Source organism: Clostridium sp. 1001275B_160808_H3, from assembly GCF_015550425.1.
GTDB lineage: Bacteria > Bacillota > Clostridia > Clostridiales > Clostridiaceae > Clostridium.
The window spans coordinates 1-23,241 of record NZ_JADNAT010000019.1 but is presented as its reverse complement, the minus strand read 5'-3'; the positions used below and the strand labels follow the sequence as shown (position 1 = coordinate 23,241).

The following is a 23,241-nucleotide window of genomic DNA, read 5'->3' as shown; positions in this document are numbered from 1 at the left end:
TATTGTAGAGTTATTGATAAATTATTGAAAGCTTATTGATAGAGATTAAAATCATAAAAGTTTTAAAAGTATAGAATATAAAAGTAATATTAAATACTAAAATAAAAGCTAAGTTTTTATAACTGATAGAAGTAAAATTGACAGTTTATAAATACTTAGCTTTTATTCTTAATATTATTAGTTAATATTATTAGTTAATATTATTAGTTAATATTAAAAAGACTTAGATTTTATAAAAAACAAATTAATGCTTAATAAAATCTAAATCTTTAAAACTTAATATTAAGTAAGGAATAAATTAATAAAGAAATAATCTATTCTTTTTCTAAGATAGCTACGAGATAACCAGAATAAATCCAAAATATTATAGATATAAAACTAATTATATAAACTAAGCTACTTTCCATAAGGTTAATTAAGACTATTCCTAAACATAAAGCAAAAACATATCCATATTTAAGTTTGAATTTAGGTGGCAATTTGTCTAACTTTCTTATGAAGAAAACAAATAAGAATATAATAAAAAGTATAAATATAATTGTTGCAGGTATTCCATTAACACAAGCTATTTCAAAAAATATATTATGTAATCCTCCAGCATCTAATCCTTGTAGATAGGTAACTCTTAAGTCCTTTAACCTTCCAGCTTTATTTACATATCCAACACCTGTTAAGGGTACTACTTTTAACAGCCTAAGAGCAGTTTGCCATAAATATTCTCTACTAGTTAATATTTTATGAAGTATATTATCTGGAAGAGTAAAGAAAGATACTATTGAGATAATAATGGGTATTACCACAAAGGAAATTCTTAAATAAATATTTTTGAATTTAAAGATTAAAAATAAAAATACTAAAGCTATAAATGGGAAATAAGCACTTCTAGCTCCTCCAACAAATATAGAAATAGCTTGAATCAATATATTAGAATATAAAAAAGTTCTTATATATTTATTTTTAGAGCAATGAAGTAAATACAAAGCTATAAAAAGAGAAAGAACAGCAGCTATTCCAAAAGAATTTTCATTTTTGAAAAGCCCTTTATAAGTTAAAATTAAAGGGGCATCATCCTTAATTCCTAAATCTACAGTTATTACTTTATTCATAAAAATCATTATTAATGAAACCAAGGAAGTAACAAATGTCAATCCAACATAAAAATAAGATATTATATTTAATTCCTTTAAAAGTTTTTTCTTATTTTTATAAGTATCAATTGAAAAGATAACTGTCATTATCATAAAATTAACTAACCAAACCTTTAAGTTTTCATTTAATTTATATTGAGTAAAATTTAAAAATAAGGTTAATAGTAAAAAGATATAAAGACATATTTCAAAATAATAAATTTTCCTTCTTTTAAAGAATGTAATTTCTAATAGATTTAAAGCTGTAAATGCTAATCCTATAAGTAGTACTATTTTATTAAAAATGTTGAAATACGGTAAATCTGATATAACAGTTGCAAATGATATACCTATAAATATATAACATAATTTCAAATAGAATTTATTAGTAATTATATCAATCATCAATGCACACTCCTAAAATTAATATTTTATAGTATAATTTTAACATTTACTTACACAATAGTCTAAGAATTTCAATTAAAAAAGTTTGTATCTATAAATAAATGTGGTAAAATATTAATATTAGTTTTATATTTAAAGAAAAATATAAAGGAGCGTATAACAATGAATATACCTTTAATAGATTTAAAAGCTCAATATGATTCATTAGGTGAAAAATTAGATAAGGCTGCTTTAGGAGTATTATCTTCAGCTAATTACATAATGGGAAAAACAGTAACAGATTTTGAAAAAGAATTTGCAGACTTCATAGGAGTAAAACATGCAATATCAGTAGGAAATGGAACAGATGCGCTAGTACTAGCTCTTAAATCAATGGAAATAGGCAAAGGAGATGAAGTAATAACAACTCCATTTACTTTTTTTGCAACAGCAGAAGCTATTTCAGCAGTAGGAGCGACACCTGTATTTGTAGATGTAAATAAGGAAACTTTTAATATAGATGTAACAAAAATAGAAGAAAAAATAACTTCAAAAACAAAAGCCATAATGCCTGTACATATATTTGGTCAATCAGCAGATATGGATGAAATCAATGAAATAGCTAAAAAGCATAATTTATATGTAATAGAAGATGCTTGCCAAGCTGTAGGTGGAAAATATAAAGGAAGAAAGATAGGAACATTAGGTGATGTTGCGTGCTTCTCATTCTTCCCAACAAAGAACTTAGGGTGTGCTGGCGATGGTGGAATGATAGTAACAAACGATGATAAAATTGCTACTATTGCAAGGGCATTAAGAACTCACGGAAGTGGAGAAAATGGCCAAAAGGCATATAACCTTTTAAATAATATAGAAGAAGAAGTTAAAACTGCTGAAGGAGCAAACGATACAGTTTATAATCCACTTAAATACTATAACTATTTAATAGGATTCAATACAAGATTAGATGCAATTCAAGCTGCTATTTTAAGTGTAAAGTTAAAAGAAATAGATAGTTGGAATGCAAAGAGAAGAGAAATAGTTGAGCTTTATGATGAAGCTTTACAGAATAGTGATTTAGTAACTCCAGTAGCAAAAGACTACAATGAACATGTATATCACATGTATATATTACAATCTGAAAATAGAGAAGAAGTTTTAACTAAACTTAAAGAAGCTGGAATTGCAACAGGTGTATATTACCCAGTACCATTACACCTTCAAAAAGTTTATAAAGATTTAGGATACAAAGAAGGGGATATGCCTGTATCTGAATACTTATCACATAGAACTTTTGCTATACCTGTATATCCAGAGTTAACAAAAGAGCAAGTTGAGTATATAATAAGCAAAGTTAAATAATATATAAGTTGAAATAAATATTTAACATTTGATTAAACTATAATAAATGCTAAACTAATATAGGAAAATTAGTTTAATTGCAAATATTTAATTATATTTAGAATTGTAGTTAATGATATTTGACCCAATTTAGAAGTAAACTAACTTATATAATATTTTTACTTTTACTATTTTACTTAACAAGCATGTGTTAATTATTTAATAATTTACTAGTGTTAACTTGTAAGATATTAATTGAGACATATATAATCTAAAAAAATAAAAAAATAACAATTTTATATTATCAATTATCAAGTTTTTAATTGATTAGGAGGAAAAGTAATGTCAGTTTTAAAAGATGAATTATTACAAAAAATAAATAATAAAACTGCAAAAGTTGGTGTAGTAGGTCTAGGTTATGTTGGATTACCTTTAGCAGTTGAAAAAGCAAATGCAGGATATCAAACAATTGGATTTGATGTTCAAGATCAAAAAGTAGAAATGGTTAATAATGGTCAAAACTACATTGGAGATGTTGTAGATGCTGAATTAAAAGAATTAACAGAAAAAGGTCTTTTAAAAGCTACTACAGATTTTAGTTTTATAAAAGATGTAGATACAGTTTGTATTTGCGTACCAACTCCACTTGATTTATATAAGCAACCAGATTTATCATATGTTGTAAATTCAACAAAAGATGTTGCAAAGTATTTACATAAAGGTATGATAGTAATATTAGAAAGTACTACTTATCCAGGAACAACAGAAGAAGTACTTAAACCAATATTAGAAGAAAGTGGATTAAAGTGTGGAGAAGATTTCTTCTTAGCATTCTCTCCAGAAAGAGTAGATCCAGGTAATAAGAGCTACAATACTAAAAATACTCCAAAAGTAGTTGGTGGATGCACAGAAGAGTGTACAGAAATAGCAGCTGCTTTATATGAAAATGTGTTAGAAGGAGAAATTCATAAAGTTTCTTCACCAGCAGTAGCTGAAATGGAAAAGATATTAGAAAATACATTTAGAAATATAAACATAGGTTTAGCAAATGAAATGGCTATTCTTTGTAACAGAATGGGAATAGATGTATGGGAAGTTATAGATGCTGCTAAAACTAAGCCATATGGATTTATGCCATTTTACCCAGGTCCAGGACTTGGTGGACACTGTATCCCACTAGATCCTTTCTACTTAGAATGGAAAGCTAAGGAATATGATTATCATACTAAGCTTATTGAAACATCAGGAATCATCAACGATTCTATGCCAGATTTCGTTTTAGAAAATATCATGAAGATATTAAACAAACATAAAAAGGCTTTAAATGGATCAAAAGTATTAGTTATGGGATTAGCATATAAGAACGATATTGATGACTATAGAGAATCACCATCATTTAAAGTTATAGAACTATTAGAAAAGAATGGTGCAGAAGTCATAGTTAACGATCCTTTCTGTGATACTGCTAAATACAAAGGAAAAACTTATCATTCAGTAGATTGGAAAGAAGTTATCGATGAATCTGATATGGTAGTTATAACAACAGGTCATACAGTTTATGACTATGAACAAATAGTTGATAGAGCTAAAGTTGTTTATGATACAAGAAATGCAACTAAGAACGTTGTTAATAATAGAGAAAAGATTTATAAATTATAATTTAAAATTTTTATAAAAAGCTATGAGACAAGATCTCATAGCTTTTTTATTAAAAAATTATTTTAAAACAAACATCTCAATAGCCTTAGCAACACCATCATTATTATTAGTGTCAGTTACAAAATCAGCAATATCTTTTACAATTTGAAGACCATTGCCCATAGCAACACTAATTCCAGCAAACTTAAGCATTGAAATATCATTTTCAGAATCACCTATACACATAACTTCTTGTGGATTTATATTAAGAGTATCAGCTAAATGTGCAACTGCATTTCCTTTAGATGTAGTTCCAACCATAACTTCAAAGTTATCTGTTCCAGAACTAACAACATGAAGCTTATCACCAAAGGTTTCTTTAAGCTCATCTTTAGCTGCCCATAGGTTATCCTTATTTTCAGCTTCTTCAATAACAATACCCTTAAGAATTTTTCCATCAAAGTTATTTATTGTTTTAATAACATCACTGTTAACTATAAATTTAACTTTTTTATCGTCTGGTAAATATTTGTTCATTATAGTATAAGCATGAGTTGCAGGAACTTCATCTTCTCTTATAAGAGTATCCCAGCTATTAAAGTTAATAGTTAATCCATGCTTTTTAACAATCTTATAAATTTCAATAGCTACATCCTTAGGAATAGGATTTTCTAAAATAGCTATGTCATCATATTTATGCTTAATATATGCTCCATTAGAGCCTATAACAGGTGAATCGATTCCAATTAAATCAGCATAATATCTTGCTGAGCAAAAAAGTCTTCCAGTAGTAATAGCAATATTAACTCCTAAGCTATTTGCTTTTCTTAAAGCTTCTTTATTTCTTTCACTAATTTCATGTTTGCTATTTAATAAAGTACCATCCATGTCTATGCAAATCAATTTAATATTTTGCTTCATATGTATATCCCTCCAAGAAAAAAATTAAGTCAAAAACAACTCTTTATATTTAGTATAAACTATAATGCTAAAAAATGAAAATTTTCTTGAAATAAAATTTCACTGTCAGAAATTGCGATAAGTAATTGTAGCTTGACGAACGTGCGTTTGATATAATTTAATTATAAATTATTAGAGGAGATGAATTTATGAATCAATTAATAGTGAGGGCTAAACAAGGGGATAAAAAGTCAATGGAAGAAATATTAAAAAACTTTGAACCACTAGTTTACAAAACTTCAATTAGCTATTATATTTACGGGTATAGTCAAGAGGATATTAAGCAAATAGCGAGGCTTACAATTATTGAATCCTTAGAAAAATTTAATACTGATTTAAGTGATTCCTTTCCTGCTTACGTACAAAAATGCATAAAAAATAAGATGTACAAAGAAATAGAAAAAGCAACTAATAAGTACTACGAAAATAAGTTAAATAAAGAAATTGCAAGTTCAATAAACGTAGAAGAAATTATAGATCAAAATACAGATGTCTCTGAAGAATGTATCAAGAAGGAATTAAGTAGCATTTTATTTAAATCTATAGAGATGCTTAATGAGGATGAAAAAGCTTTACTTAATAGTATTTATGTACAAGGTATAACTTTAAAAGAGTATTCTAAAAGAACAAATATTGAATATCATAAGCTTAGATATATGAAGGATAAAATAATGGAGAAGCTAAGAAATGATTCAAATATACTAAGAATAAAATAATATAAAGAAGAAAATAATACAAAGAATAATATAATATGAAGAATAAAATAATAGACAAATTAAGAAATAAAATAGCAGAAATGTTATAAAATAAAAATTTAAAAATAACATTAATATTTAATTAATAACTATCAACATTAATGTAATGAAGTAGAATTAAAAAGATAAAAAGCAACAGGAGAGTACAGTAAAGTTATGGACAAAATTTTAAAATACAGTATAAATTATAATATTATTTATAATAAAAAAGTTAATACTCATAAATTAAATTATTATCTCAATTCATTTAAGAATAACATAAGCATTCACAATTTCTTATACAATAAAATATAAAAAGGACTATTGAAAGAAAAAATCAATAGTCCTTTTTACTTAATATAATAATAAATATGTTCTAAGATAATTACTAATAAAAATCAAGCATCATATTTTTAAGCTTTTTTAAAGCCCTTTTTTTCAAGGAACAACAATAGTAATAATCCCTTTCTTTTAATGCACAATATCTAGTAAGATTAGGCTTATTATTAGATATATACAAAAAGTCAATAAGCTCTCTTTCTTCTTTATCAAGCTTCTCTAAAGCTAAATAAAGATTTTCATCTATAGTATTGTTAATAACATAATCCTCAATATTTATATTTCCATCTACTATATTATCTCCAAATTCATACCCATCATCGTTAACTTTATTTAAACTAAATTCAGTATTATATTTAATTTGACTTCTGCAAAGATATTTATAACCATTCTTTATTGACCAAAGAGCATAAGAAGGAAATTTATCAGCACCTTTTAATAAATCAAAAACATCTATTGCATGAAGTAAGTTAATAATACCTATTTGAATAAGATCTTCAAAGGACTTATCTTTTAAATAAATTATTTTAGCTTCCTTTATTATTAATGGATAGTACATCTTTATAATTTCTTCTTTTGAGTCAGAATCATTATTTTTGGCTTTTTCTAATAAATCTTTCATGATTTTCCCCTCCATTTTAAAAGTTATTTTACTAAGTAAGTATCTGTAAAAAAGTAATTTTGAGAAAAATTTATAAAAAAGTTTTAGTCAAAAAAATACAAGAAATAAGAAGAATTATTTTATTCAAGTTAATTTCATTATAAGAACAATTAAATGTTATTAAGATATAAATATAATATGCTAATCAAGATCCTTAATTTAACATTTAAAGTAATAATATTACATATAATAAATAAATTTACTTATACACTGTCTAAAACTGTAGAAGAAAATGTGTGGTTTAAATGAATTTTTGAATTTATAATTAAAACTATAATAAATGGAATGAGGGATAAAATGGTATTTGCAAACTTAATTTTTAAGGAATTAGTTATACAAGGAGAGTTTAAGTCAACAGTTTTACTTAGAAAAATAGAGGAAGCAGCAAAATGCAATATAAAAAAACTAGTTTTAGCTCCCGCATATTATGATAAAGATAGCACGACTACAATAAAAGAAGTTAATACAATAGTGGAAGAACTTAATTCATATTTGAAAGTAAAAAATATAGATTTAATATTATATCCAGGAAATTTACTAAGAGATAATTATGAAAATGTAAAAAAACATATAGATGGATTATTAGGAAGTATAAATGAAACAAAATTCGTTTTATTAGATGTTCAGGAATCAAATGGTATAGATGAATTACTAGAAATAGTTTTTGAATACAAAATACGTAACTTGACACCTATAATAGTAAGCCCAGAAAAAATAGAAGAAGTTATAAATGACAATAAAAAAATAGATAAATTAATAAAGGAAGAGTGCTTATTTCAATTAGATCCTGGAAGCATAAAAGGGGTGTATGGAAAGAAGATTCAAAAGACAGCAAAAGCCTTATTAAAAAAAGATATATATAATTTTATTGGTTTTGAAGAAAATATTGAAGAAACCTATATAGATAAACAAATAGAAGATATAAGTAAAAAAGGCTTGTTTATACTTAATCCAGAAAGTGTAAGGGCAAAAAGAATTTTAAAAAGTCCTAAAAAGAAAAAAGTAGGGATTTTTAGATAGATATTCAGAAGGTGCTGAGTATCTTATTTTAAGCAATAAAATTTTGCATAAATATAATTATATACGAATATTTATGCTAAATTGTAATTTGTTAAATATAAGGTTATTAAACGACAAAAAATGATAAATTTAATTTCTGTTTAAATTGCATTAAAATTGAAATTAAACATATAACGACAATTGGGTTTATGTTGATAGAATCAAATATCAGCTAAATTATTTGATTTAAAATAAGTTCCAAGAAAAATAATATACTATTAAAAATATTAAAAAATATTATACAAATAAAATATATATTTCTTAGGTGAAATTTAAAATAACTAAATAAAAAGGTGAAAAAAATCTTAAGCCAACATTAAAGAATGTAGTATAAAGTAGAAGGGATGAAATTTAGCTAAATATGTTGACAAAAAAAATAAACATAAATATACAAGTATGATATAATCTTATACTGTTAAGATAATTTAACATATTTTAAAATAATTTAACAAAATATAGATTTTAGTATTATGATTAATTATTCAAAATAAACTATATAATTAAAAAAAGTTATGCATAGAAAGCATTACATAAAAAAGTTTAATAAAAGTACGAATTTTATTCAAGTTCATCTAAAAATATGTAAATCATATAATCTTTTAGTGGTATAATAATCTAGAAATGTAATTTTTAAGTAGGAGGAATTAAATTGGAAGAACAAGTAATAAGATTAGATGAATTGTTTGAAGCCTTAAAAAAACGATGGTTAATGATAGTTTCAATTACATTAATAGCAACAGTTATATCAGCTATATTAAGCTTTTTTGTAATTAAGCCACAATATGAAGCAAGTACAAAGGTTTTTATAGGAAAAGATGAAGGTGATACACAAGGTTATAACCAAAATGATGTATTAATGTATCAGAAACTTATGAAGACATATTCTGAAACTATAAAAACAAGAGATTTAGTTTCTAGAGCGTTGGATAAGACAAGTTATGATTTAGGAGCAGATACTGTTTTGAGTAATTTAACTATAGTTTCAGTTGCAGATACTCAAATTTTGCAAATAAAATACAAAAGTAATGATCCAAAAGAAGCAATGGTCGTAATTGAAGAAATATCTGATGAATTTATCAAGACATCAAAAGAATTAGTTCCAAATGGAAATATAAAAGTAATAGAAGAAGTTCAATTGCCAGAAAATCCAGTAAGTCCAAATAAAAAAATGAATATTGCAATTGCATTTTTACTTGGATTAATGGTAAGTGTAGGGTTAGCATTCTTATTAGAGTTTTTAGACAATACTTTTAAAACTAAGGATCAATTAGAGAGAGAATTAGATATACCAGTACTTGGTGCAATACCTACAGTAAAGGAACTTTAGGAGGATATTATGTTTATAGTAGAAAAAGAGCCAAAGTCAATTGCAGCTGAAAGTTATAGAACATTAAGAACTAATATACAATATTCATCTTTTGATAAAGAGTATAAAGTAATAATGGTAACAAGTTCAGAGCCAGGCGAAGGAAAATCAACTACAGCAGGAAATCTTGCTTTATGCTTAGCTCAGGGGGAGAAAAAAGTAATATTAATGGATTGCGATTTAAGAAAGCCTTCACTACATAAGAAATTTAAAGTTTCAAATTTAGTTGGCTTGTCAGATGTAATAATAGGGAAAGAGGAATTAGTTTCAGCACTTCATAGATATAACAAAAACTTAGTAATACTAACTTCAGGGAAAATACCTCCAAATCCATCTGAAATGCTTTCATCAAAGGCAATGACAACATTAATAGAAACTCTTAAAGAAAACTTTGATTATATAATTTTAGATACTCCACCTGTACAAGCCGTTACAGATTCTCAAGTACTTTCAACAAAGGCAGATGGAACAATACTAGTAGTAAAAGCAGAAAAAACAAAAAAAGACTCAGTAGAAAATGCAATTAATCTTTTAAAGAAAGTAAATGCAAATATTATTGGAACAGTGCTAAATGGAATAGACAATAGCAGAAATAAATATTATTACTATTACGCAGAAAAGTAAGAATAATGGACAATGGAGAATGGATAGTTGACTGTCAATTATCAATTGAATTTCGGGGGTTTTTTTATGGTAGATTTACATTCTCATTTAATTTGGGAAATTGATGATGGATCTAAATCTAAGGACATGACTTTGAATATGTTAAGGCAAGCTGTTGAGGGAGGAACTACTAAGTTAGTTCTTACTCCTCACTATATGCCAGGATATTTTGAGGCTACCTTAGATGAAGTAAAGAAAAGAACAGAAGATATAATGAAACTAGCTATAAGAGAAGAAATAAATCTTGATATTTATCAAGGGCAAGAGGTTTATTATACAGACAAAATATATGAAAATTACATTAATAAGCATATAGGAACTATAAATAATTCAAGATATATGCTAATTGAATTTAACATGAGGGATTTTTCTATTAAAGAAGCTATTGAAAATATTTATGAGTTACAACTAAAAGGAATAGTACCAGTTATAGCTCATCCAGAAAGATATCAAAAGTTTATAAAAAATCCTTCTTTGATAAATGAATTTATAAAGGAAGGATTTCTTTTTCAGGTAAATAAGGATAGTTTAACAGGAGACTTTGGAAAAGATGTTAAGAAAACTACAGATATATATTTGAAAAACAATATATATAGTTTTATTGGTTCAGATGCACATAGAGATACAAAAAGAAATGCTAATATGCAAAAGATCATAGATTACTTGGAAGATTTTGATAAAAAATACGCAAATTATTTACTAGATTCTGGAGAAAATCTTTTAAATAATAAAGAAATTAAATTTGATGGAAGCTTAATAAAAGAGAAAAAAGGGTTGTTTGGTATATTTAATAAAGTTTAAGTTAGATGTAAATAATTTTAAGAGGATGGGATTTAATAATGGAAAGACTTCAAGTTGAAGAGCAAGAAATTATTCAGATTGAACGAAAAGAAAATACTTTATATGAAATATCTAAAAGGGCTTTGGATGTTTTAGCTTCATTTTTAGGATTAGTAATTCTAAGCCCTATCTTAATAATTGTGGCTATTTTAATAAAATTAGAATCAAAGGGACCAGCAATATTTGCTCAAAGCAGAATTGGGCTAAATGGAGAAGAATTTAAAATGTACAAGTTTAGATCCATGGTGCAAAATGCTGAAGAGTTAAAAGAAAAGTTAGCTAAGCAAAATGAAATGTCAGGTCCAATGTTTAAAATGAAAAATGATCCTAGAGTTACTAAAGTAGGTAAGTTTATAAGGAAAACAAGTATAGATGAACTTCCACAATTATTAAATATTTTAAAGGGTGATATGACGTTAGTTGGACCAAGGCCAAGCCTTCCAAAAGAAGTAGAAAAGTTTGAACCTTGGATGTTAAAAAGACTAGAAGTAAAACCAGGACTTACATGCTACTGGCAAGTTTCAGGAAGAAACAATATAGATTTTGAAGAGTGGATGAAGCTTGATTTAAAATATGTAAATGATATGAATTTTTGTCTGGATATAAAATTAATTTTTAAGACAGTAGCAGTGTTGTTTGGAGATAAGAATGCATGTTAAAAATTTAAGGGTTGAGGGGAGTAGAGAAAATGAAAATTGTAGTTGCAGGAACAGGGTATGTAGGTTTAGTAACAGGAGCATGTCTTTCAGAAGTTGGGCATAGCGTAACTTGCGTAGATATTGATGAAAATAAAGTTGAAATAATGAAAAAAGGTATATCACCTATATATGAGCCAGGATTAGATGAATTATTAAAAAGAAATTTTGATGAAGACAGGTTAAATTTTACAACAGATTATAAAAGTGCTTATAAAGATGCTGATGTAGTTTTTATAGGTGTTGGCACTCCAGAACGAGAAGATGGATCAGCAAATTTAGATTATGTATTTAATGTGTGCAAACAAATTGCACAAAATATAAAAAAAGATTGCTTAGTAGTAGTTAAATCAACAGTACCAATTGGAACAAATGATAAGGTTGAGGAATTCCTAAAGGAAAATCTAGCTACTGATGTAAACATAGAAGTTGCTTCTAATCCTGAATTTTTGGCACAAGGAACAGCAGTAGTAGATACTTTAAATGCAAGTAGAATTGTAATAGGTGTTGAATCAAAAAACTCAGAAAATATATTAAGAGAAATATATAATCCATTTAACCAACCGATAGTTTGCACAAATAGACGAAGCGCAGAAATGATAAAATATGCTTCAAATGATTTTTTAGCATTAAAAATAAGCTTTATGAATGAAATGGCAAATGTTTGCGAAATAGTTGGCGCAAATATAGAAGATGTAGCAAAAGGAATGAGCTATGATAAGAGAATTGGAGATAAGTTCTTAAATGCTGGAATTGGATATGGTGGATCATGTTTTCCTAAGGATACTAAAGCATTGCATTGGCTAGCAAATGATAACGGATATGAAATAAAAACAGTAAAAGCTGCAATCGAGGTTAATGAGAATCAAAAATTTAAGCTTTTTAGAAAAGCAAAAGAACGCTTTGGATCATTAAAGGGTAAAAAGGTAGCAGTATTAGGTTTAACCTTTAAGCCAGGAACAGATGATTTAAGAGAAGCTCCATCAATACCAAATGTAAGAAGGCTTTTAGATGAAGGAGCAGATGTAATAGCATATGATCCAGTTGGAATAGATAATTTTAAAAGAATATATCCAACACAAATAAAATATACAGACAATCCTTATGAAGCAATAAAAGATGCAGATATGGCATTTATATTCACAGAATGGAAGGAAATAAAAGAAATTAATATAGAATGTTATGAAAATATGATGAATACTCCTATAATTTTTGATGGTAGGAACTGTTATAGTTTATATAATTTTGAAAAAAATCAAGTTGAATATTATTCAATAGGAAGAAAAGAAATTTTAAATATAAAAGAAAAAGAAATTGAAGAAGTAGCATTTACAATTTCTTAAATAGGAAAGGGGTATAATATTGCAATATGATGAATCTTTAGTATCAATAGTAATGCCAACATATAATAGTGATAATTATATTTCAGAAAGCATAAAATCTGTTATATCACAAACTTATGAGAATTGGGAACTTATTATAGTAGATGACAATTCAACTGATAATACGGAAGAGGTAGTAAAAGAGTATTTGTCAATACATTCTAATATAAAGTATATCAGGTTTGAGGAAAATAAGGGAGCGGCAGAAGCAAGAAATGAAGCTATTTTATTATCAAAAGGAAGATTTTTAGCTTTTTTAGATTCAGATGACTTATGGTATAAGAATAAGCTAGAATATCAATTAAATTTTATGATAAATAATAATATAGAATTTTCATTTAGTGATTATGAACTAATAGATAATCAAGGGGAGAGCTTAAATAAAATAATTAGAATGCCTAAAAGCTTATCATATGAAGAATATCTAAGAAATACTATAATTCAAACAGTTACTGTAATGATAGATAGAAAGTATATAGAACAAGTAAATATGCCTCTAATAAGAAGACGACAAGACTTCGCATGTTGGCTTAGTATTTTAAAAAAAGGCATTGTAGCTATATCTGTTCAAGAAACTTTGGCAAAGTATAGGAGAGCTCAAAATTCTCTTTCATCAAATAAAATTAAAGCAGTTAAAGGAACATGGTATGTATATAGAGAAATTGAAAGATTAAATATAGTAAAAACAATTTATGTTTTTATAGGATATGCATGGAATGCTTGCAAGAAACGTATATATTTTAATAAGATATTAAATTTAAAGATAAAATACTAGGAGTAAATATGTTAGGTAAAAGTATTAGATTTAAAGAGCAATATAAATATATAATAACCATTATTATGTTAATAAATATTTTTATTTCACATGTAGTATCAAACGATATGTTCATAATTTTTTCTTTTTCAATAATACTATTAATTATAATTTTTTCAAGTATAGAAGTTGTATTGGGCTTAATCTTTGTATGTCTTCCATTTTTCAATATATTAACTTTAAAAATAGGTACAACTAGTTATTTTAATATTTTTCTGTTAATTTATATTATTAAATATCTATTATACATAAATAATAGAGCGAGTTTTAATAAAATTAAATATAGATATATTTATCTTTTAATAACTTTCATTTTAACAAGTTACAATGTTTTTGGTAACGATTTATTAGCCTATATATCATGGTTTTTAATGTTTACTGTATTTGTTTTGAATTATGATATAAAAAAGCTTAATATAAATAAATTAATTTACCTATATTCCATATCATTTATAATATCTTCCTTTCTGGGTCAATATGCAATGAATAAAGAGATAATGAAATTTTTTGCTTGGGGAACAGGGTTTGTATGGAATTCTGGGAAAATTACATTGAGATTTGTTGGATTAATGGGAGAGACAAATAGCTATGCTCAAGTAGGGTTACTATTAATATCTTTATTAATAGTATTAATGTTTCAAAAGAAAGAAAAAAAATACGCAATTATAAATCTTTTAATTATTATAATAATAACTATGTTTTGTTTCGAAACATACTCAAAAATGTTTATTCTTGGAGTGGGAATAGTAATGTTTGTTACAATATTTTACATATTGTATGAGTATGTAGTTAAGAGAAAAAAAATAAAGGTTATATATGTTATGTTAGTAATCACTATATTATTAATAATTTTATTGGTGAGTAATATTAATAAAATATTGCAAAATAGTATGGTACAAAATTATCTGATTAGATTTTCAGTTGAGGATATATCTACTGGAAGAGGAGGAGTATATCAACATTTTATTGATATAATAGCTAGTTCTTTAAAATACATTTTATTTGGAATAGGATTCGAGAAATATAATTCTAGATGGGAATTATCTGTTGGTATTTCGGGAACGCAAGCTCATAGTCTGTATTTAGAGCATATAGTTTTATTTGGAGTAATTTTATCATCAATAATGATTTTAGGACTTATAAATATAATAATGAAAATGAGGAAGGAAAATGAATCAATAATTTTTTTGCCATTAATTGCATTACTTTCCACAGGTGTTGTTTTACATGGTATAGGAAGTAATTATTTCTATTTTTGCCTGTTTTTAGTATTGGACGTAAGATATTCAAAGTTAGAGATAGATAGGGAAGGGAAAAAATGAGAATTGTACATGTTATACATTGCTGCTCAGCAGGTGGAGCAGAAATGCTAGTAAAAAATTTATTAACTGGAATTAGAGAAGTATTTCCAGATATTTCATTACAAATATGGGTTGTTTATAAAGCAGAAGTTCTTTCAAAAGGAAATGAAAAGGCAATCAAATTTGAAAATGAATATATAAGTGAAATGAATAAGAATAATATTGAAGTTAAATTTATTAATAAAAGAAAAGGACTAATGAATAAAGTTAGAATGATAAAGAGAATAAGGCAACTTTATTTCGATTTTAATCCCAATATTATTCATTGTCATTTGGAGACAGTAACTATGCATGTAGTTTCAAGCTTACTCTTTAATAATGTCAATATTGTAGAAACTATACATAATACTAAAATTGTATATCCTAGATTGCATAAGTATTTTCTTAGTTTAAAAGTTAAAAAAATTATCTCAATATCAAAAAAAGTAACAACAATTTTAACAAATGAGGTTGGTATTAAAAAAAATAATGTTATAGAAATAGTAAACGGAATAAATATTAAAAAATTTATTTGTAAGCGTGATTTAAAAACTATAAATAATCTTATTTCTGTGGGAAGATTAACTCAGCAGAAAGACCATTTGACTTTATTAAAGGCATTTAAAATTTTAAAAGATGAATGTCAAATTAATAATTTGAAAGTGCCAAATTTGAATATATTTGGTGATGGTGAAAAAAAGAAAGAATTAATAGAATATGCAAATGAAAATAATTTAGAAGAAGTATGTTTTAATGGCGTTGTAAGTGATATATCGAAGCAATTATTAAAAAATGATGTATATATAATGAGTTCAATATATGAAGGACTTTCAATATCATTGATAGAGGCGTTAGTATCAGGAATTTCCATAGTATGCACTGATGTTGGAAGTAATACAGAAATTATTAAAAATAATATAAATGGAATAGTTATACCTCCAAAAGATGAAGAAAAGTTAGCAAATGCGGTGATGAGCCTAATAATAGATAAAAAAAAGAGATATATGTTTTATGAAAGTTCAAAGAATGATATAAATAAGTTTGATATTAATAGATCAGTTAAAAAGCATATAGAAATATATATGTCTTTAATCAATATAAAGAAGGTGGAATAAATGAAAAAAATTTGTGCTATTATAGTTACTTTTAATAGATTAGAGTTATTGAGAGAAAGCATAGAGGCGTTAATAAATCAAGACTATAAACTTTCAAAAATAATAGTTGTAAATAATGCTAGTACTGATGGAACTAATGAATATCTGTTAAAAATACAAAAAGAGTACAATGAACTAATAGTTCCTATAATGTTAGAAAATAATATAGGTGGAGCAGGAGGATTTTACGAGGGAATAAAATTTGCTTACAAAATGAACTTTGACAATTATTGGATAATGGATGATGACACAATAGTTAGAAAAGATACATTAGTAAATATGTTGAAAAGTGTAGAAGGGGAAAAGTATGGATTTGTTTGTAGTCATGTTTTATATAAAGATAATACTCCGTGTGTAATGAATATTCCAACTTTAAATAAGCAATGGTCAGATAAAATTAGCAAAGGATTGATAAAAGTAGATTCAGCATCTTTTGTTTCTTTATTATTAAATAATGAAGCTATAGAAAAATGTGGATTACCTATTAAGGAGTTTTTTATTTGGGGAGATGATTTGGAGTATACACTGAGAGTATCTAAGAATTTTAATTGTTATATGTCAGTAAATAGTACAGTAACACATAAGATGGGGGAGAATAAGGGACCAGACATAGTGTACGAAGAAGGGATGAGATTAGAGAGATGTAAATTGGAGTTTAGAAATAAATACTATATTTTGAAAAAAAATAAAAATATGATGATTTATTATAGATATATAATTAAATCAATTATAAAAATATTACTAAGGTCTGAAAATAAAAAAGTTATTAGGATAAGAATACTATTAAGTGGATTCTATAAAGGGGTTAGGTTTAATCCTAATGTTGATTATTTAAGTTTTTAACATATTTATGTAGAGAAATATATTAAATGTAAAGAAATTTTAAATTGTAAATTTATTTCAAATGGAATTAGCAATAGATTATTATAACTAGTGTTTAGTTATATAAAGTAAAAATTATTTAAATATCGTAATATAAATAATATTGTAATTTGAGTGAATGTTGTAGTATTTAAAATTATAATAAAAAACATAGTAATAGTTTAGATGTTTAATAAAGAAAGATGATTGATAATAGCACTATTATATTAATGAAAAATATTTGATAAATATAATTATATTAAGAAGAGGTTGAAATGAGAATACTTTATATTGGTAGTTTATCAAAAAGAAGAAATAGATTAGATGGTGTAACAATAAAGAGTAGAGTTTTAGAAGAATGGTTAAAGGAAAAAAAGTATATTGATTTGAATACTGTGGATGTGGATTCTTGGAGAACTAACTTTTTGCAAATTATATCTAAAATACTAATAAACTATAGACGTAGTAATGGGATTATAATAAGTTCATCTTCAAATGGGGCTTATATATTTTTGAAGTTTTTGTATTATATAAAGTGTAAAAAGCCTATTTATTATTTTGTTGCTGGAGGCATGCTATCAACAATGATAAAAAAAGGTGAATTCGATAGTAAAATATATAAAAAAATAAGGAAAATATATATTGAACCCATAGATATGGTAAATGAGATGAAAGAAATGGGATTCCATAATGTAGAGCAACAAAATAATTTTAGAAAAGTAAACTATAGACCGATGTTAAGGAATATAGACAAAACAGTTAAATTTGTATTTTTTTCTAGAGTTATAAAAGAAAAAGGTATAGAAGAGGCAATAAACGCTTTTGCAGATTTAAAATTAAGATATGAAAATATTAGTTTTGATATTTATGGACAAGTTGATAGTGATTATTTAGAACATTTAAAGGGATTCTTTGTTGAAGGGGTTAATTATAAGGGAATTATCGAGCCAAATAATTCTGATGAATATAAAGTATTGTCAAAATATGATGTTTTTATTTTACCGACTTATCATACTGGAGAAGGATTACCAGGTGCACTTATAGATGCATATATATCAGGGCTTGCTATATTAGTATCTGAATGGAAATATGCTCATCAATATGTTGAAGATAATGTTGTAGGATTTATTCATAGATATAAAGATTATGATTCATTATGTCTAAAGATGGAATTAATGATTAAAAATAAAGATATTATTAATGTTTTTAAAAAAAATTCATATGATAATGCAAAAAAATTTTTAATAGAAGAAGTTATAAAAGATTTTGAAATGGAATTATTGAAGGAGAGTAATTTAAATGAACTATAAAATATCTAAATTATTTGCGTATATTATGAGCGATAAACTATATATATTACTAACTGGATACATTAAAACAAAATTAAAGCCTAATTTAAAATCACCGAAAACATTTTATGAAAAGATTCAATATATAAAGATTAATTGTGATTTAAACAAATATAGTGAATTTGTTGATAAATATAAAGTCAGATGTTATGTTGAAAGAAAAATTGGAAATGAATACTTGATACCGCTAATTGATTGTTTTAAATCGTCTGATGAAATTGATTTTGAAAAGTTACCAAATAAATTTGTTTTAAAAGCCAATCATAGCTCAGGGCAAAATATAATTTGTAAAGATAAAAATAAATCAAATATTAATGAGTATAAAAAAATGATATCTAAATGGATGAAAGAAAATTTTTATTATAAACTTAGAGAAGTTCAATATAAGAACATTGAACCTATAATAATGTGTGAAGAATATTTAGAAGATGTTTCAGGAAATTTGATGGATTATAAGTTTTTCTGTTCAGAAGGAAAGCCGCAATTTATTCAGCTAGATATTGATAGATTTAGAGGACATAAAAGAAATTTTTATGATTTAAGTTGGAGTAAATTACCGTGGAAATGCGTTCATGATAATATTGAATACAAGATAGATAAACCTAAAAATTTAGAGAAAATGATAGAAGTAGCATCTAAGTTATGTCAAGACTTTCAGTTTGTGAGAGTTGATTTATATTCAGTAGGGGAGAAGGTTTATTTTGGAGAACTAACATTCACTCCAGGTGCTGGTGTAGAATTGTATGAACCAAAAGAAATTAATACTGTAGTTGGAAATTTAATAGATATTAGAAAGTATTAGTGAAAAATTTTTTTATAGTATATAAGGGGAAAAGTTATGCAAATATATGATTATTTAATAGTAGGATCGGGACTATTTGGTTCAATTTTCGCTTATGAAGCAAAGAAAAGAGGAAAAAGATGTTTAATTATAGATAAAAGAAACCATATAGGTGGGAACATTTATTGTGAAAATGTAGAAGGTATAAATGTTCATAAATATGGAGCGCATATATTCCATACAAGCAACAAAGAGGTTTGGGATTATGTGAATAGCTTTGTAGAATTTAATAGATATACAAATTCTCCGGTTGCTAATTATAAGGGAGAATTATATAATCTACCATTTAATATGAATACATTTTATCAATTATGGAAGGTAAAAACACCGAAAGAGGCATTAGCAAAAATTCAAGAGCAGGTTAAAGAAGCTAATATAAATGAGCCTAAGAATTTGGAAGAACAGGCTATAAAATTAGTAGGAAAAGATATATATGAAAAATTAATAAAAGGATATACTGAAAAGCAATGGGGAATGAGAGCTACTGAATTACCATCTTTCATAATAAAAAGATTACCTGTTAGATTAACATTTGATAATAATTATTTTAATGATAAATATCAAGGTATTCCAATTGGTGGATATAATAAAATTATAGAAAAGATGCTTGATGGAATAGATATAAAGTTAAATACTGATTTCTTTAGTGATAGAAAGTATTTTGAAAATATTGCAGAAAAAATAGTATTTACAGGAATGATAGATGAATTCTATGATTATAAGTTTGGTGAGCTTAATTATAGAAGTTTAAGGTTTGAAAGTGAATTATTAGATGAAGAAAATTATCAAGGAAATGCAGTAGTTAATTATACTGAATATGAAGTGCCATATACAAGAATCATTGAACATAAGCACTTCGAATATGGAAAACAAGAAAAGACAGTAATTACAAAAGAGTACCCTGCAAGTTGGAAGAACGGGGACGACCCATATTATCCAATAAATGATGATAAGAATAATAAGATTTATGAAAAGTATAAAAACTTAGCTAATAATGAAAAAAATATTATCTTTGGTGGAAGGTTAGCAGAATATAAATATTATGATATGCATAATGTAGTTGAAAGAGCTTTAAAGATAGTTAAAGAAGAATTTGGAAGGTAGAAGTCAATGCAAGTTGTAAAGAATTTTTTATATAATTTATCATATCAAATACTTGTTTTGATTTTGCCTCTAATTACAGTACCATATGTATCAAATGTTTTAGGAGCTAAGGGGGTAGGAGACTACTCCTTTACTTTTGCTAATACTCAATATTTTGTTTTATTTGGTATGGTTGGAATAACTTTATATGGAAATAGGCAAATAGCTTACGTTAGAGATAATAAAGAAAAATTAAGAAGTACTTTTTATTCTATATACCTAGTACAAGTGTCTACAATGATATTATCTAGTATAATATTTATAATCTTTTCTTTTACTTTTAATGAGAATTTATATAGAACACTGTATTTAGTTCAAGGTATAAATGTATTAGCTTCCCTAGTAGATATTTCATGGCTTTTTATAGGACTTGAGCAATTCAAAAAAACAGTTATAAGAAATACTATAGTAAAGTTAGTATCACTTGCTAGTATTTTTATATTTGTTAAAGATAGTAATGACTTAGTAATTTATACATTGATATTAGCTTTATCTAATTTGTTTGGAAATTTAACATTCTGGCTATATATTCCCAAGACAATAGGATTTAAGAATATTAAGGTAAAAGGCTTATTAAGACATTTAAAAGCATCAATAGCTTTATTTATTCCACAAATAGCTATACAAGTATATGTTTTACTTAGTAGAACATTACTTGGTGTTTTTACAGATACCGTGCAAGTAGGATATTATGAAAACTCACAAAAGTTAGTGAAAATGGCTCTTACAATTGCAACTGCTATTGGTACTGTCATGATGCCAAAGATTGCAAACACTGTTGCATCAGGAGATATGAAAAAAGTTAAGTACTATATTTCAAACTCATTCTTTTTTATGAGTGCAATATCAATCCCATTAACCTTTGGATTATTAGGAATAGCAAAAGAATTATCACCATGGTTTTTTGGTAAAGAATTTGTTGGAATAGATAGCTTGGTAATAGTTAGTTCAATAATTATTTTAGCTATTAGTTGGTCAAATGTTTTAGGAACGCAATTATTGGTACCATTAAACAAAATAAAGCAGTTTACAATGTCAGTAACCATAGGAGCAATAGTTAATTTGCTATTAAATTTAGTTTTACTAAAAAAGCTGGGAAGTTTAGGTGCTTGTATAACTACAGTTATTGCAGAAATAACTGTTACAGCTACTCAATTTTATTTTCTTAAAAAGTTCTTAGATATACCTAAGTTAATTAAATCAGTACTTATATTTTTCCCAGCTGGAATAATAATGTTTATAGTAGTTAGATTTATTGGAATAAGTATGGGAGCTAAAATATTAACAACAATAATACAAGTTTCCGTTGGAGGGCTATTTTATTTATTATTTGTATTTATGCTTTTTAAAGTTCTTTATAGACAGAATATAATATTTTACTTAAGGAAAATGATAAAGGGCTAGATAATTTTTTTATATTATGATGAGAGGGGAATAATAATGAACAGAAGTTTTAGTTTAGGAACTAAAATCAAAAAAGCAGTAATCCCAGCAGCAGGTCTAGGAACAAGATTTTTACCTGCAACTAAAGCACAACCAAAGGAAATGTTACCTATAGTTGATAAGCCAACTATTCAGTACATAATAGAGGAATGTGTTCAATCTGGGATAGAAGAAATTTTAATTATAACTGGAAGAAATAAAAAGTGTATAGAGGATCATTTTGATAAATCTGTAGAGCTTGAATTAGAGCTTGAAAGCAATGGAAAGCAAGAAATGCTTGAGATGGTTAGAGAAATTTCTGATATGGTAAATATACACTTTATAAGACAAAAGGAGCCTAAAGGATTAGGACATGCTATTCACTGTGCTAAAACTTTTGTTGGCAATGAGCCTTTTGCTGTCTTACTAGGTGATGATATAGTTTATAATGATGATAATCCTTGTTTAGGTCAACTTATTAATTGTTATAACGAGTACAAAACATCTGTATTAGGTGTACAAGAAGTTAGCAAGGAAAATGTATCAAAGTATGGAATAATGGGTGGAATTAACATAGAAGATAGAATTTATAAGGTTAAGGAATTAGTAGAAAAACCGAGTATAGATAAAGCGCCATCAAATATTGCTATATTAGGTAGATACATTATAACTCCTAGAATATTTGAAATATTAGAAGAAACTGAGCCAGGTAAAGGTGGAGAAATTCAATTAACTGATGCATTACTAAAGCTTTTAGAAGAAGAAGCCATATATGCTTATAACTTTGAAGGTAGAAGATATGATGTTGGAGATAAGCAAGGCTTTTTAGAAGCAAATATTGAATATGCATTAAGAAATGATGATTTAAGAGATGGGGTTATGGAATATCTAAGAGCATTAGCTTTATAAAAATTTCTGAGTTTTAGGTGAAATAGTACTGTGCTTATAAAAGAAAGCTGCTTAAAAGTTCAAGGACGTCGCGTTTCGCGACGTCCTTGAACTTTTTTATTGTAATCATAGAAATAAGTTGAAATAAAGTTATATAAAAATTTCGTTGAATGAAAAAGTAACTTCCGTTTTAGCGTAAGCTATTGTAACTGCAAGAGTAAAGTCAGTTTTTAAATATAA

The 23,241-nt window shown here is 26.0% G+C and carries 21 protein-coding genes; 18 read left to right on the top strand and 3 right to left on the bottom strand.

Annotated elements, in window-relative coordinates; translation table 11 throughout:
• Positions 1-314 precede the first annotated feature (314 nt).
• A complete protein-coding gene (locus I2A75_RS13750; RefSeq protein ID WP_195265459.1) occupies positions 315-1,532 on the bottom strand; it encodes an O-antigen ligase family protein in 1,218 nt (405 codons plus the stop codon).
• A 162-nt stretch (positions 1,533-1,694) separates the two neighbouring features.
• Between I2A75_RS13750 and I2A75_RS13745 the strand changes: the two genes are divergently transcribed.
• Positions 1,695-2,873, top strand: coding sequence for a DegT/DnrJ/EryC1/StrS family aminotransferase (locus I2A75_RS13745; protein WP_195265457.1), 1,179 nt, complete (start codon positions 1,695-1,697; stop codon positions 2,871-2,873).
• Between the two features lie 321 nt (positions 2,874-3,194).
• Positions 3,195-4,511 (top strand): nucleotide sugar dehydrogenase, encoded by a 1,317-nt coding sequence (locus tag I2A75_RS13740; RefSeq protein ID WP_195265455.1) that lies wholly within the window; start codon positions 3,195-3,197, stop codon positions 4,509-4,511.
• 57 nt (positions 4,512-4,568) lie between these two features.
• Here the strand turns inward: I2A75_RS13740 and I2A75_RS13735 are convergent, their stop codons facing one another.
• Positions 4,569-5,411 (bottom strand): Cof-type HAD-IIB family hydrolase, encoded by an 843-nt coding sequence (locus I2A75_RS13735; protein WP_195265453.1) that lies wholly within the window; start codon positions 5,409-5,411, stop codon positions 4,569-4,571.
• 188 nt (positions 5,412-5,599) lie between these two features.
• On the opposite strand from I2A75_RS13735, the gene I2A75_RS13730 reads away from it, so the two are divergent.
• Positions 5,600-6,166 (top strand): sigma-70 family RNA polymerase sigma factor, encoded by a 567-nt coding sequence (locus I2A75_RS13730; protein ID WP_195265451.1) that lies wholly within the window; start codon positions 5,600-5,602, stop codon positions 6,164-6,166.
• Between the two features lie 406 nt (positions 6,167-6,572).
• Here I2A75_RS13730 and I2A75_RS13725 read toward each other — a convergent pair whose 3' ends face one another.
• A complete protein-coding gene (locus I2A75_RS13725) occupies positions 6,573-7,145 on the bottom strand; it encodes a sigma-70 family RNA polymerase sigma factor (RefSeq protein ID WP_243242179.1) in 573 nt (190 codons plus the stop codon).
• A gap of 336 nt (positions 7,146-7,481) precedes the next feature.
• On the opposite strand from I2A75_RS13725, the gene I2A75_RS13720 reads away from it, so the two are divergent.
• The 15 genes from I2A75_RS13720 (at position 7,482) to galU (ending at position 23,022) form a co-directional block, all read left to right on the top strand.
• Positions 7,482-8,204 carry a CpsB/CapC family capsule biosynthesis tyrosine phosphatase gene (locus tag I2A75_RS13720; protein ID WP_195265447.1) on the top strand — a complete coding sequence of 241 codons (723 nt, stop codon included), beginning with the start codon at positions 7,482-7,484 and terminating at the stop codon, positions 8,202-8,204.
• A 688-nt stretch (positions 8,205-8,892) separates the two neighbouring features.
• Positions 8,893-9,570: a Wzz/FepE/Etk N-terminal domain-containing protein gene (locus I2A75_RS13715; protein WP_195265445.1), complete on the top strand. Its 678-nt coding sequence runs from the start codon at positions 8,893-8,895 to the stop codon at positions 9,568-9,570.
• Positions 9,571-9,579: 9 nt separating this feature from the next.
• Positions 9,580-10,233: a CpsD/CapB family tyrosine-protein kinase gene (locus tag I2A75_RS13710; RefSeq protein ID WP_195265443.1), complete on the top strand. Its 654-nt coding sequence runs from the start codon at positions 9,580-9,582 to the stop codon at positions 10,231-10,233.
• Between the two features lie 66 nt (positions 10,234-10,299).
• Complete coding sequence (locus tag I2A75_RS13705; RefSeq protein ID WP_195265441.1) at positions 10,300-11,073, top strand: CpsB/CapC family capsule biosynthesis tyrosine phosphatase; 774 nt, start codon at positions 10,300-10,302, stop codon at positions 11,071-11,073.
• Positions 11,074-11,111: 38 nt separating this feature from the next.
• Positions 11,112-11,771, top strand: a complete 660-nt coding sequence (locus I2A75_RS13700) for a sugar transferase (protein WP_195265439.1) — start codon at positions 11,112-11,114, stop codon at positions 11,769-11,771.
• 29 nt (positions 11,772-11,800) lie between these two features.
• Positions 11,801-13,150, top strand: coding sequence for a UDP-glucose/GDP-mannose dehydrogenase family protein (locus I2A75_RS13695; protein WP_195265437.1), 1,350 nt, complete (start codon positions 11,801-11,803; stop codon positions 13,148-13,150).
• Positions 13,151-13,169: 19 nt separating this feature from the next.
• Positions 13,170-13,964 (top strand): glycosyltransferase, encoded by a 795-nt coding sequence (locus I2A75_RS13690; protein ID WP_243242177.1) that lies wholly within the window; start codon positions 13,170-13,172, stop codon positions 13,962-13,964.
• A gap of 521 nt (positions 13,965-14,485) precedes the next feature.
• A complete protein-coding gene (locus I2A75_RS13685; RefSeq protein ID WP_195265435.1) occupies positions 14,486-15,325 on the top strand; it encodes an O-antigen ligase family protein in 840 nt (279 codons plus the stop codon).
• Positions 15,322-16,458, top strand: coding sequence for a glycosyltransferase (locus tag I2A75_RS13680; protein WP_195265433.1), 1,137 nt, complete (start codon positions 15,322-15,324; stop codon positions 16,456-16,458). Before I2A75_RS13685 ends, I2A75_RS13680 begins: the two co-directional genes overlap by 4 nt.
• On the top strand, positions 16,459-17,340 hold the full coding sequence (locus tag I2A75_RS13675; protein WP_195265431.1) for a glycosyltransferase family 2 protein: 882 nt from the start codon (positions 16,459-16,461) through the stop codon (positions 17,338-17,340).
• A gap of 293 nt (positions 17,341-17,633) precedes the next feature.
• The gene (locus I2A75_RS13670) at positions 17,634-18,668 is read left to right on the top strand and encodes a glycosyltransferase (protein ID WP_195265429.1); all 1,035 of its coding nucleotides are present in this window, start codon (positions 17,634-17,636) and stop codon (positions 18,666-18,668) included.
• Positions 18,658-19,509 carry an ATP-grasp fold amidoligase family protein gene (locus I2A75_RS13665; protein ID WP_195265428.1) on the top strand — a complete coding sequence of 284 codons (852 nt, stop codon included), beginning with the start codon at positions 18,658-18,660 and terminating at the stop codon, positions 19,507-19,509. The genes I2A75_RS13670 and I2A75_RS13665 overlap by 11 nt, the downstream gene beginning before the upstream one ends.
• Positions 19,510-19,551: 42 nt before the next feature.
• Complete coding sequence (gene glf / locus I2A75_RS13660) at positions 19,552-20,652, top strand: UDP-galactopyranose mutase (RefSeq protein WP_195265520.1); 1,101 nt, start codon at positions 19,552-19,554, stop codon at positions 20,650-20,652.
• Positions 20,653-20,658: 6 nt separating this feature from the next.
• Positions 20,659-22,095 carry an oligosaccharide flippase family protein gene (locus tag I2A75_RS13655; RefSeq protein WP_195265426.1) on the top strand — a complete coding sequence of 479 codons (1,437 nt, stop codon included), beginning with the start codon at positions 20,659-20,661 and terminating at the stop codon, positions 22,093-22,095.
• Between the two features lie 36 nt (positions 22,096-22,131).
• Complete coding sequence (gene galU, locus I2A75_RS13650) at positions 22,132-23,022, top strand: UTP--glucose-1-phosphate uridylyltransferase GalU (protein ID WP_195265424.1); 891 nt, start codon at positions 22,132-22,134, stop codon at positions 23,020-23,022.
• Positions 23,023-23,241 lie beyond the last annotated feature (219 nt).

Bases quoted from the DNA above. Each gene is read 5' to 3' on its own strand.
- I2A75_RS13750 (WP_195265459.1), bottom strand. From the start codon at position 1,532: ATGATTGATATAATTACTAATAAATTCTATTTGAAATTATGTTATATA.
- I2A75_RS13745 (WP_195265457.1), top strand. From the start codon at position 1,695: ATGAATATACCTTTAATAGATTTAAAAGCTCAATATGATTCATTAGGT.
- I2A75_RS13740 (WP_195265455.1), top strand. From the start codon at position 3,195: ATGTCAGTTTTAAAAGATGAATTATTACAAAAAATAAATAATAAAACT.
- I2A75_RS13735 (WP_195265453.1), bottom strand. From the start codon at position 5,411: ATGAAGCAAAATATTAAATTGATTTGCATAGACATGGATGGTACTTTA.
- I2A75_RS13730 (WP_195265451.1), top strand. From the start codon at position 5,600: ATGAATCAATTAATAGTGAGGGCTAAACAAGGGGATAAAAAGTCAATG.
- I2A75_RS13725 (WP_243242179.1), bottom strand. From the start codon at position 7,145: ATGAAAGATTTATTAGAAAAAGCCAAAAATAATGATTCTGACTCAAAA.
- I2A75_RS13720 (WP_195265447.1), top strand. From the start codon at position 7,482: ATGGTATTTGCAAACTTAATTTTTAAGGAATTAGTTATACAAGGAGAG.
- I2A75_RS13710 (WP_195265443.1), top strand. From the start codon at position 9,580: ATGTTTATAGTAGAAAAAGAGCCAAAGTCAATTGCAGCTGAAAGTTAT.
- I2A75_RS13705 (WP_195265441.1), top strand. From the start codon at position 10,300: ATGGTAGATTTACATTCTCATTTAATTTGGGAAATTGATGATGGATCT.
- I2A75_RS13700 (WP_195265439.1), top strand. From the start codon at position 11,112: ATGGAAAGACTTCAAGTTGAAGAGCAAGAAATTATTCAGATTGAACGA.
- I2A75_RS13695 (WP_195265437.1), top strand. From the start codon at position 11,801: ATGAAAATTGTAGTTGCAGGAACAGGGTATGTAGGTTTAGTAACAGGA.
- I2A75_RS13685 (WP_195265435.1), top strand. From the start codon at position 14,486: ATGAATAAAGAGATAATGAAATTTTTTGCTTGGGGAACAGGGTTTGTA.
- I2A75_RS13680 (WP_195265433.1), top strand. From the start codon at position 15,322: ATGAGAATTGTACATGTTATACATTGCTGCTCAGCAGGTGGAGCAGAA.
- I2A75_RS13675 (WP_195265431.1), top strand. From the start codon at position 16,459: ATGAAAAAAATTTGTGCTATTATAGTTACTTTTAATAGATTAGAGTTA.
- I2A75_RS13670 (WP_195265429.1), top strand. From the start codon at position 17,634: ATGAGAATACTTTATATTGGTAGTTTATCAAAAAGAAGAAATAGATTA.
- I2A75_RS13665 (WP_195265428.1), top strand. From the start codon at position 18,658: ATGAACTATAAAATATCTAAATTATTTGCGTATATTATGAGCGATAAA.
- I2A75_RS13655 (WP_195265426.1), top strand. From the start codon at position 20,659: ATGCAAGTTGTAAAGAATTTTTTATATAATTTATCATATCAAATACTT.
- galU (WP_195265424.1), top strand. From the start codon at position 22,132: ATGAACAGAAGTTTTAGTTTAGGAACTAAAATCAAAAAAGCAGTAATC.